Consider the following 14497-nt stretch of genomic DNA (forward strand, 5'->3'; position numbering starts at 1 on the left):
AATAAGGAGGCCATGGTGGGCAAGGCATTCAAGCAGACATTCGGGCAGGCATTCATCGGGATAATTCTATCCGGCGTTCTGGCCGGGCTCATGGGCTGCACCTCGGTATCGCCGATGTTTGAGCCGGCACCGCCGGCGAAACACCGCAAGGTGGTTCGCGTAGCACCTCAGCCAAAGGTGGTCAGATACAACAAGGCGACCACCGGCAAAGTGATCAAGCCGGCGGAAGAGACCCCGCAAAAGCCGCCCGTGATTCCTTCTCTCGGCGGCAGCGGAGGCGGCGGTGGGGCTGGCGGCGGCGGCGGCGGTTGGGGATGAGATCGTCGACCAAGGGCGCTGCACTCAGCGGCCCCAAAGGTTCTTGCTAAGATCCGCATGAGCCTTGGACAACGTCAAGCCGAAATCGTCCATCCCTGTCGCGGCATCGGTTGGCCAGCGGACAATTCGGCGCAGCGCTGCACGGAAAAGGCAGCGGACGAACGCTGCCAGTGCAGAGGCCACGACCGCCGCCGGATCGAGTCTGCGAGCCGCCAATGCCCGATGGGCCTGTTGTGTTTCGAGATAGCGGGCCAGCGCAATATCGTGACGCGATGGTGCGCCAAGCTCCTGCCGGTCGCGCCCGGGGTCGTCATGCCAGATGGGCCACTCGGTCGGGCCAGGGTGATGCACGGTATCCTCCTGCGAAAAGAGATCCAGTGCGAACAATCTCCTCAAGCGCCGTGAGCAACGCGTGGGAACCTGCGTGATGGAATCGTGAAAAGCGCCTCGGCGGCGGAATAAGTGTTGAAATGGAGTGAGCTTGAGCGGATCGTCGTCGCGCTGTGACCGTGGCGGATCCGATGACCGGACCTTATCTTCACCTGCTGGGTGGTTTCGACTTTGCCGGCGTCGGGGCCACGGTTCCAGCCATCAGCCGCAAGGCGCGTGCGATGGTCGCCTATCTCGCGCTGCAGTCGGGGCATTCGCAGTCGCGCGAGAAGCTGGCGACCCTGCTCTGGGGCATCAACAGCGAGGCGCAGGCGCGAATGAGCCTGCGGCAAGCGGTATCGTCTGTCAGGAAGGCCATGCAGACGTGCGGCGGCGGCCGCTTCCTCACCGATGGCAACAGCGTCGCTCTGCATCTCGACGGCCTTGATTTCGACGTCGCGCGGTTCGAGGCGCTGGTCGCCAGCCCGGCACCCGAAGACCTCGAACTGGCGCTCAATGTCTACCGCGGCGACCTGCTCGACGGCTTCGGCCTGAAGGAGGAGCCATTCGAGGACTGGCTGAGGATCGAACGCGAGCGGCTGCGGGCACTGGCCGTCGCGGCGCTCGACAGGCTCGTCGCGCATTATGCAGCGACGAACGATCCTGCCGCATGCGTGCGCGCGGCGGCGCGCCTGCTGGCCATGGACCCGTTGAGGGAGGATGTCCACCGTGCCCTGATGCGCGCCTATGCGGCGCAAGGCAGGACCAATCTCGCGCTGAAGCAATATGAGCACTGCCGCACCGCGCTTCTACGCGATCTCAAGCTGCAGCCGGAGCCGGAGACGCGGCAATTGTTCGAGACGCTGCGCACACGCCGCACAATGGCGCCGGCACGGCCACCCACGACTGATGCGGATGACGCTACCGGCTTCAGCCACGAACTCGCGCCCCCCCCGACCCACTATGTCAAATCGGCCGGGATCAACATCGCGTATCAGGTGACCGGCGACGGTCCGGTCGACCTGATCCATGTGCCGGGATGGGTCTCCAACCTCGACCACGCCTGGGGCTCGCCGCGGCTTTCGCATGTGCACCGGCGGCTCGGCACTTTCTCGCGCCTAATCCGCATGGACAAGCGCGGCACCGGGCTCTCGGACCGCAATGTCGGTCTGCCGACCCTGGAAGAGCGGATGGAAGATGTGCGGGCAGTGCTGGATGCGGTTGGCTCGAAGCGCACGGTGCTTTTCGGCAGCTCCGAGGGCGGCCCGATGTGCATGCTGTTCGCGGCGACCTATCCCGAGCGCACAGCGGCACTCGTGCTCAATGGGGCCTACGCCCGCGGCAGGTGGTCACAAGACTATCCGTGGGCGAAGACAAGCGAGCAGGTGGAAGAGGATCTGGCGATCGTCGAGAAAGAATGGGGAGCGGCGGCGGATATGAGCAACGCGGCGCCCAGTCTGATGAGCGACACGTTCGAGACAGAATGGTTCGCCGCCTATCTCAGGAATTCTGCCTCGCCCGCCGACGCGATCGCCCTGTGGCGCTGGGGAGCCGAAATCGATGTTCGCGACATTCTGCCTGCTGTCCATGTTCCGACACTGATCATGCAGACGACTGGCGACGGCTGGGTGAAGCGGGAAGAAGGACGTTACCTGGCGACGCACATCGAGGGCGCCCGATACATTGAGTTCGCCGGCCGCGACCACGTCATCTGGGGCGAGAATTCCGATCGGATCGTCGACGAGATCCAGGCTTTCGTCACCGGCGCCTTGCCGGCGGCCCCAGGCGAACGGCTGCTTGTGTCGGTGCTGTCCCTCGATATGACGGGCTCGCCTTTCGGCATCGACCCGGCCGAGCGGCACGCCGAAGCGCTCCGTGGCGAACTCCTCGCGGCCGAAGGCAGAGAGATCAGGCGATCGGACGGCAAGGTGCTCGCGGTGTTCCAGCGGCCAACGCGGTCGATCCAGTGCGCGATCGCCATCCGCGATCGCTTGCGGCAATCCGGTGTCGAGGTCCGCTCGGCGGTGCATATCGGCGAGTGCGAGCAGCGGGGCCATCAATTTTCAGGCGCGGCGATCGAACTGTCATCGCGTCTGCTTGACCATGCGCGGCCGGGCGAAATCATCGCATCAAGGACGGTGCGCGATCTCGTGGTCGGCTCCGGCCTGCGGTTCGAGAAGCGTGGCGAAATGGCGGCAAGCGGGCTGCCCGGCGCGTTTCCGTTCTATGCGGTCGATGGTTCGGCTTGAGCCGCTAGGTCACCTCTTCCCTGCCCCGAACCGCAGCCCGTCCATCAGCAGCTTGACCAGCCGGCGCGAGCGGTCGCGCCAGTCCTTGGTGTCGGGGGCCGAGTAGATGCCGCCGAGTGCGTGCAGCACATCGGAGGCATCGACGTCGCTGCGGATCGAGCCTTCGGCCACCGCCGCCTCGACCAGTTGCCGCAAGGCCAGCGACACCCGGCCCGACATGTCGGAGAACACGGCGGAATTCGTGTTGAACAGGATGCGCAGGCTGGCCGCCAGGCCGCGCTTGGTGGCGATGTAGTCGACGAAGCGCTGCATCCACTGTTCCAGCGCCATGTCGGCCGAATGGTGGCTGGCGAGGTCATCGGCCGCCGCACAGAGCGCCTCGACTTCACGCCGGTAGACCACTTCGACCAGATGCTCGCGGGTTGGGAAATGCCGGTAGAGCGTGCCGATGCCGACGCCGGCCTGGCGCGCGATCTCCTCCAGCGAGGCATCGACACCGTGCTCGGCAAAGGCCGCTGCCGCAACCTCGACCAGCCGGTCGCGGTTGCGCTGCGCATCGGCGCGCAGCGGCCTTGGCGCTGCGGCTTCGCGCTTCTCGTCGGCAATTGCTTGCGACTGCTCGGTCAATTTTTTCTCCACTGTTGATATATGGGGGCTTGAACCCAAAGGGGTAAGCCCCCAACTAGATAAACGGAGGCGCCTCCGTTTTAGTGGAGCAGTCTTATCATATAATCAGGGGAGCCGATATGTCACGTGTTGAGATTGTGAAGACTGAAGCATCCCCTGCCGGCTGGAGAGTCGGGGCGGCAGAGCTGCCAATCTTCCCCCTCGTGGGGGAGATGTCCGGCAGGACAGAGGGGGGCGCTGTCCCGCCAGCCTATCAAGGCCTGACTAGCGCCTCCTCGGACAAGATTCGTGTCGACGCATGTAAATCGGGAACGTCGCATTCTTTCGCGCCCCCTCTGCCCTGCCGGGCATCTCCCCCACAAGGGGGGAGANGGAACGTCGCATTCTTTCGCGCCCCCTCTGCCCTGCCGGGCATCTCCCCCACAAGGGGGGAGATTAGGCGCACCGTCGCCTCTTCCCTTGTCCTCTCCCACTCGAGCCCATTTCAATCCCCTAGCGTCAAGCAACTGGAGCCAGACGCCTCATGACCGACCAAACCAAATCCACCACTATCCCAATCCGTCTCACCATCAACGGACACAGTCACGAACTGCAGGTCGAGCCGCGCGTCACGCTGCTCGATGCATTGCGTGATCGCCTCGACCTGACCGGCACCAAGAAGGGTTGCGACCAGGGCCAGTGCGGCGCCTGCACGGTGCATGTCGAGGGACAGCGCGTGCTGTCCTGCCTGACGCTTGCAGCACAAGCCGAAGGCCGCGAGATCACCACCATCGAAGGATTGGCCGGCGATGACGGCACGCTCAACGCGGTTCAGGCTGCTTTCCTCGACCAGGATGCTTTCCAGTGCGGCTACTGCACGCCCGGACAGATCATGTCGGCGGTGGCCTGCATCCGCGAGGGCCATGCCGGCTCGGATGACGAGATCCGCGAATACATGGCCGGCAATCTGTGCCGCTGCGGAGCCTATCCGCACATCGTTGCCGCCGTGCGCCAGGCGGCACTGGAGGTCGCGTCATGAGGGATTTTTCCTACGTTCGCGCCCATAGCATCGACGCCGCACGCCAAGCTGCCGCCCTGCCCGGCGCCATGCTGCTTGCCGGCGGCACGACGCTGGTCGATCTCGCCAAATGCGGCGTTGCCGAACCCGAGAGCCTGGTCGACATCACCCATCTCAAAGGGCTCGACGCCATCAAGGTCGACGCTGACAGTGCCATGATCGGCGCGCTGGCCAAGATGAGCCACGTCGCCGACCATGCCGAGATCAAGAGCCGCTTTCCCGCGGTCTCCGAAGCGCTGTGGCAGGCGGCTTCCGCGCAACTGCGCAACATGGCGACCATCGGCGGCAATCTGATGCAGCGCACGCGCTGCCCCTATTTCCGCGATCCCGCGAATTTTTCCGCCTGCAACAAGCGCTCGGCCGGCAGCGGCTGCTCGGCGATCGGCGGCGTCACCCGCGGCCATGCCGTGCTCGGCACCAGCGACGCCTGCATCGCCATGTATCCCGGCGATCTCGCCACCGCGCTGGTCGCCTTCGACGCCGTGGTTCATCTTGGCGAACGCCAGGTTGCCGTCGACGACTTCTTTCTCCTGCCCGGCGCCACGCCCGACAGGGAACATGCCATCCAACCGGGCGAGATGATCACGGCCATCAGCATCCCGGCTTCAGCCGCCGCCCGGCGGTCGACCTATCTCAAGGTTCGCGACCGGCAGTCCTATGAGTTCGCGGCTGCAAGCGCCGCGGTCGGCATCGACTTCGAAGCCGATGGCCGCACCATTCGCGACCTGCGCGTCGCGCTGGGCGGCGTCGCGACGAAGCCGTGGCGGGCGCACGCCGTGGAAGCGGCGTTGAAGGGCAAGGTGCCCAGCGAAGACAGGGTGCGGGCCGCCAGCTTGCTCGCCGTGGAAGGCGCCGTCGACCACGGCGCCAACCACTACAAGATCGAACTGGCGCCGCGCGTCGTTGCCCGCGCCATCCTCAAGACGGGAGCCATGGCATGACCATTCACGACCCCAGGACACGGCACGGCGACGCTTCGGACGGCACTGCCGATCAGGTTGGCGGGCGGCTGTCGCGCGTCGACGGCCCGGCCAAGATTACCGGTGCGGCAAAATACGCCGTCGAACAGCAGCTCGACGGGCTTGCCTATGGCGTGCTGGTGGAAAGCACTGTCGCCGCCGGCAAGGTACGTTCGATCGACACGTCAGCTGCCGAGGCGGCCCCTGGCGTGCTCAAGGTGCTGACGCCCGATACCATCATGAGCCTGCGGACCGCATCGGACTGGTTCGGCACGCCGCCGCCCGACAAACCCTACTGCCCGCTGGCGCGCGACATCACCTTTTCGGGCCAGCATGTCGCCGCGGTCATCGCGGAGACTTTCGACCAGGCCGTCGCGGCAGCGGCGATGGTCAAGGTCAGCTATGACGAGACGCCGGCCATCGTAGACCTCAGCGACGCCAAGGCCGGTGACGGCATTCCGATCGCCGCCATGACCAAGGAATGGGGCGATGCGCAGGCCGCTTTCGCCGCTGCCCCGGTGCGCGTCTGCGGCGCCTACAACACGCCGCGCGAATATCAGGCGCCGATGGAGCCGCATGGCCTCATCGCCCGCTGGGAGGGCGACAAGCTCACCGTGTGGGAACCAAGCCAGTGGGTCGACGGTATGGCCCGCACCTATGCCGAATGGTTCGGCCTGCCTTTCGAGAATGTGCGGCTGGTCTCGCCCTATATCGGTGGCGGCTTCGGCTCCAAGGCGCTGGCGCTCGGCCACGGCGCGGTAGCGGCTGCCGCAGCCAAGATGCTGGGACGGCCCGTGAGGGTGGTCATGACTCGGCCACAGACTTTTACCGGCTATGGCGGCCGTGCCGCGACCCGCCAGACGGTGACGATCGGCGCCGACCGTGACGGAAAAATCCAGTCGATCGTGCATCGCGGCGTCAATGAAACGTCGATCGACGGCATGTGGGTCGAGCCGTTGGGCGTGGTCACCTCGATCATGTATGCGACGCCCAACTTCTCCTCGAAGCAGAATGTCGTGCGGGTGAATTCGGTGGTGCCCGGCGCCATGCGCGCGCCGGGCGAAAACCCTAGCGCCTTCGGCATCGAAAGCGCCATTGACGAGCTCGCCTACGAGGTCGGCATCGATCCGCTGGAGATCCGGCTGAGGAATTACGCCGAGCAGGATCCGCACGCAAAAAAGGCCTGGTCGACGCGGCAGTTGCGCGAGGCTTTCGCCGCTGGCGCCGAACGCTTCGGCTGGGCCCAGCGCACGCCCAAACCGCGTTCGATGCGCGATGGCAACCAGCTGATCGGCTGGGGCGTCGCCGCCGGCTCCTATCCGGTGCGGCGCGCTTACGGCGAGGCCATCGTGCGTATCCTTGCCAACGGCTCGGTCGAGGTCGAAAGCTCCTCGATCGACATGGGCCAGGGCACCTACACGATCCTGGCGCAGACGGCGGCCGAAACGGTAGGCGTGGCGGCCGACCATGTCGTGGTGAAGCTCGGTGATTCCCGGTATCCCCGCGCCGGCGTAGCCGGCGGGTCGCGGCTGGCCGGCGTGATGACGGGCGCGGTCTACAAGGCGGCGACATCGGCGCTCGACCAGCTGGTTGGTCTGGCGATCAGCGATTCGCGCTCGCCCTTCCACGCGCTGCAGGCCAACACGCTGGTCGTCGCCAACGGCCGCATCAGGTCGCCGCGCGGCGATGGTCCCGATGTCTCGATTGCCGAGCTGCTGGCCAGCGTCGGCCGCGACCGCATCGAAGCCACCGGCGACACCATGCCGGCGAACTCGACCGCCGAGGATCGCGACAAGAACTACACCACCATCGCGGCGGCGCTGCCGCACACCGAGGGCGACTATTCGCGCCACTCCTGGTGCGCGCATTTCATCGAGGTGCGCGTCGACGAGGATTTCGGCACGGTGCGCGTGTCGCGCGTGGTATCGGCGCTGGATTCGGGCCGGCTCTACAACCCCAAGCTGGCCGAAAGCCAGTGGAAGGGCGGCATCATCATGGGCATCGGCCAGGCGCTGCTTGAAGAAGGCATTGTCGACCGGAGGCATGGCCGCATCGTCAACAACAATCTCGGCGACTATCTGGTGCCGACCAATGCCGACATCCCCGATATCGAGGTCATCTCGGTCGGCATTCCCGACCTGCACTCCTCTGTGCTCGGCGGCAAGGGTGTGGGCGAACTGGCCATCGTCGGCGTAGCGCCGGCGATCGCCAACGCGGTGTTCCACGCAGCTGGAAAAAGGATACGCGACCTCCCGATCACGCTGGAGAAGTTGATCTAGGAAGCGGCGTGCGTAATCTCCCCCCTTGACGAGGGGGAGATGTCGCCGAAGGCGACAGAGGGGGTCGCCTCTCGTAGAGCGCCAACCTCCTTCCGCCGCAGTAGGTCGAGCCCGGTCGGACCGACCCCCTCTGACCGCTTCGCGGCCATCTCCCCCTCGAGTGGGGAGATTACGCGCTCAACCGCTTTCGCCAACCCAAAACGTCGCACCAGCCGTGGGCTACCACTCCAACGAAAAGGCAAGCTTGCCGAAATGCTGCCCGCCTGCCGACATGTGCGCGTAGGCTTCGGCCGCCTGCTCCTGGCTGAACACCTTGTCGACGACCGGGCCGATGCGGGCGGCGGCGATGGCGCGGACGGCGGCGCGAAGGTCAGATACCGACCCGGTGTTGTTGCCGACCACCTTCAGCGCCTTGATGATGATCGGCAGCAGGTCGACCGTGGCCTCGGCGCCGGTGACGAAACCGATGGTGAACAGCGTGCCGCCAGGCGCGGTGGCGTTGACGGCGCGGGCGAAGGTGGCGGTGCCGGCGGTCTCGACGACGAGGTCGGCGCCGAGGCCGCCGGTCAGTTCCAGCACCTTGCCGTCCCAGTCGGGCGTCGCGCGGTAGTTGATGAGATGATCGGCGCCGAGTGCCTTCGCCCGCTCCAGCTTCTCGTCCGACGAAGAAGTGATGATGACGGTTGCGCCGGCGGCTTTCGCCAGCTGAAGGGTGAAGATGGAGACGCCGCCGGTGCCGAGCAGCACGACGACCGAGCCCGGCCCGACATCGGCGGCGCGGACGGCGTTCCAGGCGGTGGTCGCGGCGATCGGCAGGGTCGACGCCGCCTCGAAAGAGAGACGGGCCGGTACCGGCACGAGCGAGTTGGCCGGCAGCGCGACATATTCGGCGAGCGACCCCGGCAGCGAAATTCCGCGCATCTGTGTCATCTCGTTAGGCCGGGGCGGACCGCCGATCCAGCGCGGCTTGGCATGGGCAACGACGCGATCGCCGACGGCGAAATCCGTAACGCCCTCCCCCAGCGCGACGATCTCGCCGGCGCCGTCGGCGACGGGAATGAGCGGAAAGCCGGGCACGCGATAATTGCCGCTGGCCACCGCCACATCGACGAAATTCAGGCTCGCGGCGCGCTGGCGGATCAGCACTTCGCCGCGCTGCGGTTCAGGCGTGGCAATGGTGGTGGCGCGAAAGGCGTCCAGTTTGGCGGCGGTCAGTTCGATGGCTTTCATGGCTCACGCATTCCTGTTTAAGGGGTCAATCGTCAGGATTGAGTGAAGCTATCTGCTGCGCTACAAGCAGATAATCCGAAATTTTTACATTTGAGTCCTGTGCTTTATGCAGCAATCACACGACCCCGCCAGCCTTGCCGAAATGGCCGCCTTTGCGGCCATCACCGAAGCGCGCTCCTTCACCAAGGCAGCGTTGCGCGTCGGGCGCGACTCGACGGTTCTGTCACGCCGCCTGCAATCGCTGGAGCAGCGGCTCGGCGTGCGGCTGCTGCACCGGACCACCCGAAGCGTATCGTTGACGGAGGCGGGAGCGGAGTTCCTGGTACGCGTCCGCGCCATCCTGGCCTCGGTAGACGAAGCCGAGGCTGCTGCTTCCGCGCATGCCAGCGGGACGCCGCGCGGCTTGCTGCGGCTGGCGCTGCCGGGAACCTTTGGGCGTATGTGGATCGGGCCGCTGTTGCCGCACTTTCTAGCGACGTTCCCGGATGTCCGCATCGAGGCCGAGTTCTCCAACCGGTTCGTCGATCTCGTTGCAGAGAACTTCGATGTCGCCGTCCGTCTCGGCGCGCTGGAGGACTCGCGCCTGGTGGCGCGCAAGATCGCGACACGGCGGCGGTTGCTGTGCGCTGCTCCCTCCTACCTCGCCCGCAGGGGCGCGCCGGAAGCGCCGGAAGCGCTGACCGAACACGCCTGCCTCGGCTTCTCCGGCTTCCAGACCTTTCCCACCTGGGAGATGACCGACAGTTCGGGCCGCCGCGTTAACGTCGAAGTCTCGGGGCCGATGGTTTGCGACGATGCCGAAGTGCTGGTCGAAGCCGCGGTGCAAGGCCTCGGCCTGATGATGAGCACCGATTGGCTGGTCGGGCGCGAACTCGCCGACGGACGGCTGGTGCCGTTGCTGGAGGACTGGACGCTGGCCGACGAAGGCGCTGTCTATGTCGTCATGCCCTCGGCCAGGGGACAAGCCGCCAAGACACGCGCCTTCGCCGACTGGATCGGTAAGCGCTTCGCGCCGGAGCCGCCCTGGACGTCGAGGCCGGTCTCAAAGGCTTGATCAATGGGGCGGGCCGGGGCTAAGACGGCATGCCGCTGTCGCGAGGCCTTTTGTCCTGTATGATCTCGTTGAATGTAGCTCGGAGGGGATCATGCAAAGTGCATTGGCGAAGTTCATCATGGCAAGTTCCGTTCTGGCCGCGCTGCAAGCCGCGCAGCCGGCTTTTGCCGCGTCCTGCAACTGGAGCGCCAAGATGGAAGAAGACGAAGGCGGCAGCGTGCTGACGGCTTCGGTGTGCGGCGGACCGAAGGCCGAGGCGCATCTGATGCTGGTCTGTTTCGACAAGCCGTTGCTGAGCTACGATCTGGGCGCGGCCGGCCAGCAGCTGGAGCCCGGCATCAGCGCTTCCTTCACCTTCAAGGGCGGTGACAAAAGCATGACCAAAAAGCTCGACCTCGAGGCCATGTACAATTACTTCACGGCTGAGCTGAGCAAAGACGATCCACTGCTCGGCTTGTTGCGCGGCAAGGGCGACGTCACGGTTACGGCCGACAAATATGGCGAGAACAGCTTTCCGCTGACGGGCTCGAGCGCTGCGATCGGCAAGGTGCTGGCGCAGTGCGGCAAAGGTTCGGCCGGCGAAGCGGACTGAAGCTCCCTACTTCGACCACGCAGCTTGGTCCCGCGCCTCCGTCAGGGCAAAGCCAAGCGGGTTCTAGCCGCGCCCCGGTTTGCCGTTTCGCTCATCGACGGGGGCACGGGTTTGGAGGCGGCAACATGCGGCCTGAGTTTTCAACGCGAGCTGCGCTCTCCCTCCGGTGTCGCCACCAGCAAGGCGGCGGTGGCATTGGCTGCGGCAATCGCTGCTTCCATCTGATGGCCACGCGCAAGGCCTGCCGCGAAGGCGCCGACGAATTCGTCGCCGGCGCCATGGGTGCTGACGACCTTGACGGGGACGGCCGCCAGCGCGAAGGCCGCGCCGGTCCGGTCGCAATAGGCGACGCCTTCGCCGCCGGCGGTGACGATCGCCGAGGGGTAGGCATCGATCAGCCGCCGCGCGGCTTCGGTTGCGCCGGCGAGCGTATCGACGACCGGAATGCCGGCCAAAAATTCCGCTTCGATGGCGTTGACGATGACGATGTCTATCAGCGCGGTCAATTCGGCCGACAGTGTTCGCGCCGGTGCGGCGTTGAGCACGACGCGGCCGCCGGATGCCTTCACCGCGCGCGCGGCAGCGATGTTTGCGGCGTCGGGCACTTCGTTTTGCAGCAACAGCACTGCCGTCTGTACCACCACCTCCCTTGCTGCCACGACGTCATCATCGTCCAGCGTGAGATTGCTGCCGGAGACGATCACCGCACCATAGTCGCCATCGCTGTCGAAGATCGCCACGCTCATGCCGGAGCCTGCGCCTGCCGCCACGCGCACGAAGCGGCGATCGACGCCGGCGCGATCTAGATTGGCCAGCAGCGCCGTGCCGAAATCGTCGTCGCCGACGGCGCCGATCATCGCCGCGCGCACGCCGGCGCGTGCCGCCGAGACCGCCTGGTTGCCGCCCTTGCCGCCGCATTTCGGCTGCCAGGCACGGCCGGTCACCGTCTCGCCCTTACGCGGACGGTCGGGCGCGTCCACCATGATGTCGTAATGCAGGCTGCCGAAGACGGTGACCAGCGGAACCGTCATGTGCCGCGGTCTTTTCGTTTCGAGGTGACCGCCGACATGGTGCGGCCGAGATTGCGCTCCGCCGCCTGATAGTCGCGCTGCGCCACCGCCACGAACAAAGCGTCGAGGATGTTGAGCTGGGCGATACGCGCCGCCGCGTTCTCGCCCATCAGCGGCGAGCCTTGCGCCGTCGAGCACAGCACGATGTCGGCAATCTGCGCCAGCGGCGAGTTGTCGTAGTTGGTGATGGCCAGCGTGCGGGCGCCGCTCTTGCGGGCAAGATGGATGGCGTCGATGACGGCCGACGTGTTGCCGGAATGCGAGAAGCCGACGGCGATGTCGTCGGCGCCGAGCAGCGAGGCCGACATCAGCATCATGTGCGAGTCGTCATAGACCGATGCGCGGATGCCGATGCGCAGGAATTTGTGCGAGACATCGCGGGCGATCTGGGCGGAGCCGCCGACGCCATAGAAATCGCGGTTCCTGGCGCGGTAGAGCAGATCGGCGGCACGGTCGAAATCGTCCATGTCGAGGATCGCGAGCGTCTCCTCCAGCGCCTGGATCGAGGTGCGGAACACTTTCTGCACGATCTCGGCCGAGCTGTCGTCGACCGACAGTTCCTGGTGCATCTCGGCGGTCGGGAGGCGGCTGTATTCATAGACGGCGGTGCGGAAGTCGCGGTAGCCGGAGAAGCCGAGTTTCTTGGCGATCTTGACCACCATCGCCTCCGACACGCCGGCCTCCTCGGCGATCTGCTTGAGCGGAATGGTCTCGTCGAAACCGCGCCGGCCGAAGACGGTTTCCACCACCTTGGCCTCAAGCGGGGTGAGATGCGGCATCATCATGCGGATGCGCGGCCCCACGGCTTTCAGATCGAGATTGCTCAACGTCATCCACGTCCCCTCGTCTCCGGCCCGAGCATGGCTTCCTGGACGATAGCCTGCGACGTCACGGCGTCCTGGCTGGCCATCGCGGCGGACAGGCGGTTATCCTTCTCCAGCCGGTCGACAACGCGCAGCAGGCGCTTGACGGTGGCGATGTTGACTTCGCATTCGCGCACCGGATCGAGCCCGGTCATGTCGGGGAAAGTGTCGAAGTAGATGGCGCCGGCGTAGCCGTCGCGACGGATCTGGCACAGCAGTTCGATGGTCTGCAGCGTGTGCACCGCGCCGACCATCAGGCCGTCGTCGCGCTTGGCATAGCCATCGTTGAGATGGACGCCGAGCAGCTTGCTGTGGCGAGCGATCAGCGCCGCGGCGAAGGCCGGCTGTTCGTCGGCATAGAGCACATGGGCGAAATCGAGCGTGACGCCGAGATTGGGTAGGCCGACCTCGCGGATCGCCAGCAAGGTGGTCGCCGCATCCGGCATCAGCGAGTAGGAGCGCGGTTCGTTAGGCTTGTACTCCAGGCTGATCTGGCAGCCGGGATCATGCGCGGCAACTTCACGAATCCCCTCGATTTCGTGCTGCCAGAGCGTCGCATAGTCAGTTTGAAATGCATAGTCGAAGCCATCCTGGCCCAGCCACAGCGTCATCAGACTGGCGCCGGCCGCGCGCACCGCATCGATACCGGCCTTGGTCAAGTCGATGGCTTCGCGGCGCACCGCCGGGTCCGGATTGGTGAAGGCGCCGAGCTTGAAGGCCGGATTGGAGTAGTAACGCATGGCAAAGCCATTGATGGAAAGCCCGAAATCGCCGAGCTTTCGGGCGATTTCAGCCGGCTTTTCACTGACATGATCGGGGAAATTAAGATCAAGATCGGTCAACCCGTCGACCTTGGCCGCGCGAGTGGCCATCTGCAGCATGGACGGCTTGCCGGTGAGATCAGGCCATTCGGCTTGCGGCCGCGAGGCGAAGGAATTCAGGCGGGTGGCGAAGCGACTGTTTGTCATGATCGACCTTTCAGTGATTTACTTCACATAAATACGAGTATTTGTAAAGTTATCATTTGCGAGGCGGTTTGTAGCGCGCAACATCCTGCTTGGCCGAGATCTTCGGCTGCGCCTCTGCATCCATGCCGGGAGTTTCGAGTCCCGCAACGGTGCGGATGCTGGTGCGAGCCCTTGCGCCCTGCCTGCCGATTGACCAATCTGGCCGACACTGTCATGAGCCGCGGTTGGGGGATCGCACATGCCAACGCTTTATCAACTGAAACCGGCCTTTCAGGCCAGGCTGCGGCCGTTGGCCGACCGGCTGGCCGATGCCGGCGTCACCGCCAACCAGATCACGCTTCTCGCCGCAGCACTGTCCATCGCCACAGGCCTGGTGGTCACTGCCTTTGCCTTCCGTCCCCTGGTGTTCCTGTTGATGCCGGTGGTGCTGTTTGTGCGCATGGCGCTCAACGCCATTGACGGGATGCTGGCCAGGGAACATGGACAAGCATCAAAACTCGGCATGTATCTCAACGAACTCTGCGACGTCGTCTCGGACCTAGCGCTGATCCTGGCCTTTGCCACCTTGTTCCCGGCCTGGGGTGTCGTCGCCTTCGCTATTACCGCCATGCTGGTCGAGTTCGCCGGCGTGCTTGGCGTTGCCGCAGGCAGCGGGCGCAACTATGCCGGGCCGTTCGGCAAGAGCGACCGGGCCCTGGCGCTCGGCGTCATCGCCTTCCTCATCGCCTGCGGCCTGTGGTTCCAAGCGATTGTGCCCTTTGTGTTTCCGGTCATGGCTACACTGTCAGTCGTAACCGCCATCAACCGGATACGCGGCGGCCTTAGAGCGGGCGGCGCATGATGCCAAAGCGTCAGGCGCCCG

At 65.4% G+C, this 14497-nt stretch carries 14 protein-coding genes; 8 read left to right on the forward strand and 6 right to left on the reverse strand.

The window, feature by feature from the left end; translation table 11 throughout:
- The first annotated feature begins 12 nt into the window (after positions 1-12).
- Complete coding sequence (locus tag X730_RS140575; RefSeq protein ID WP_023824457.1) at positions 13-318, forward strand: hypothetical protein; 306 nt, start codon at positions 13-15, stop codon at positions 316-318.
- A gap of 24 nt (positions 319-342) precedes the next feature.
- Here X730_RS140575 and X730_RS140570 read toward each other — a convergent pair whose 3' ends face one another.
- Positions 343-705, reverse strand: coding sequence for a hypothetical protein (locus tag X730_RS140570; protein WP_023824456.1), 363 nt, complete (start codon positions 703-705; stop codon positions 343-345).
- 134 nt (positions 706-839) lie between these two features.
- Here X730_RS140570 and X730_RS1000000166655 point away from each other — a divergent pair, with 134 nt between their 5' ends.
- On the forward strand, positions 840-2936 hold the full coding sequence (locus X730_RS1000000166655; protein WP_023827264.1) for an alpha/beta fold hydrolase: 2097 nt from the start codon (positions 840-842) through the stop codon (positions 2934-2936).
- A 9-nt stretch (positions 2937-2945) separates the two neighbouring features.
- On the opposite strand, the gene X730_RS140560 is transcribed toward X730_RS1000000166655, so the two are convergent.
- Positions 2946-3563 carry a TetR/AcrR family transcriptional regulator gene (locus X730_RS140560; RefSeq protein WP_023709407.1) on the reverse strand — a complete coding sequence of 206 codons (618 nt, stop codon included), beginning with the start codon at positions 3561-3563 and terminating at the stop codon, positions 2946-2948.
- 523 nt (positions 3564-4086) lie between these two features.
- Here X730_RS140560 and X730_RS140555 point away from each other — a divergent pair.
- From X730_RS140555 to X730_RS140545, 3 genes are read left to right on the forward strand one after another with little or no spacing between them, the layout of a single operon-like run.
- Positions 4087-4581, forward strand: coding sequence for a (2Fe-2S)-binding protein (locus tag X730_RS140555; protein WP_023705138.1), 495 nt, complete (start codon positions 4087-4089; stop codon positions 4579-4581).
- Positions 4578-5561 carry a xanthine dehydrogenase family protein subunit M gene (locus X730_RS140550; protein WP_023705139.1) on the forward strand — a complete coding sequence of 328 codons (984 nt, stop codon included), beginning with the start codon at positions 4578-4580 and terminating at the stop codon, positions 5559-5561. The genes X730_RS140555 and X730_RS140550 overlap by 4 nt, the downstream gene beginning before the upstream one ends.
- Positions 5558-7858: a xanthine dehydrogenase family protein molybdopterin-binding subunit gene (locus X730_RS140545; RefSeq protein WP_023827265.1), complete on the forward strand. Its 2301-nt coding sequence runs from the start codon at positions 5558-5560 to the stop codon at positions 7856-7858. Before X730_RS140550 ends, X730_RS140545 begins: the two co-directional genes overlap by 4 nt.
- Before the next feature lie 219 nt (positions 7859-8077).
- Here X730_RS140545 and X730_RS140535 read toward each other — a convergent pair whose 3' ends face one another.
- Positions 8078-9088 carry an NAD(P)-dependent alcohol dehydrogenase gene (locus X730_RS140535; protein ID WP_023705142.1) on the reverse strand — a complete coding sequence of 337 codons (1011 nt, stop codon included), beginning with the start codon at positions 9086-9088 and terminating at the stop codon, positions 8078-8080.
- A 106-nt stretch (positions 9089-9194) separates the two neighbouring features.
- Between X730_RS140535 and X730_RS140530 the strand changes: the two genes are divergently transcribed.
- On the forward strand, positions 9195-10142 hold the full coding sequence (locus X730_RS140530) for a LysR family transcriptional regulator (protein ID WP_023705143.1): 948 nt from the start codon (positions 9195-9197) through the stop codon (positions 10140-10142).
- Positions 10143-10233: 91 nt separating this feature from the next.
- Positions 10234-10734, forward strand: a complete 501-nt coding sequence (locus X730_RS0134525; protein ID WP_023708694.1) for a hypothetical protein — start codon at positions 10234-10236, stop codon at positions 10732-10734.
- Positions 10735-10874: 140 nt separating this feature from the next.
- Here the strand turns inward: X730_RS0134525 and X730_RS140525 are convergent, their stop codons facing one another.
- From X730_RS140525 to X730_RS140515, 3 genes are read right to left on the reverse strand one after another with little or no spacing between them, the layout of a single operon-like run.
- On the reverse strand, positions 10875-11765 hold the full coding sequence (locus tag X730_RS140525; protein WP_023705145.1) for a ribokinase: 891 nt from the start codon (positions 11763-11765) through the stop codon (positions 10875-10877).
- The gene (locus tag X730_RS140520) at positions 11762-12637 is read right to left on the reverse strand and encodes a MurR/RpiR family transcriptional regulator (RefSeq protein ID WP_023672510.1); all 876 of its coding nucleotides are present in this window, start codon (positions 12635-12637) and stop codon (positions 11762-11764) included. The genes X730_RS140525 and X730_RS140520 overlap by 4 nt, the downstream gene beginning before the upstream one ends.
- The gene (locus X730_RS140515) at positions 12634-13635 is read right to left on the reverse strand and encodes a sugar phosphate isomerase/epimerase family protein (protein WP_023672509.1); all 1002 of its coding nucleotides are present in this window, start codon (positions 13633-13635) and stop codon (positions 12634-12636) included. The genes X730_RS140520 and X730_RS140515 overlap by 4 nt, the downstream gene beginning before the upstream one ends.
- A 238-nt stretch (positions 13636-13873) precedes the next feature.
- Here X730_RS140515 and X730_RS140510 point away from each other — a divergent pair, with 238 nt between their 5' ends.
- Positions 13874-14476 carry a CDP-alcohol phosphatidyltransferase family protein gene (locus tag X730_RS140510; protein WP_023688982.1) on the forward strand — a complete coding sequence of 201 codons (603 nt, stop codon included), beginning with the start codon at positions 13874-13876 and terminating at the stop codon, positions 14474-14476.
- The last annotated feature ends 21 nt before the right edge of the window (positions 14477-14497 follow it).

The sequence above is a fragment of the Mesorhizobium sp. L103C131B0 genome (assembly GCF_000502275.1).
Classification (GTDB): domain Bacteria; phylum Pseudomonadota; class Alphaproteobacteria; order Rhizobiales; family Rhizobiaceae; genus Mesorhizobium.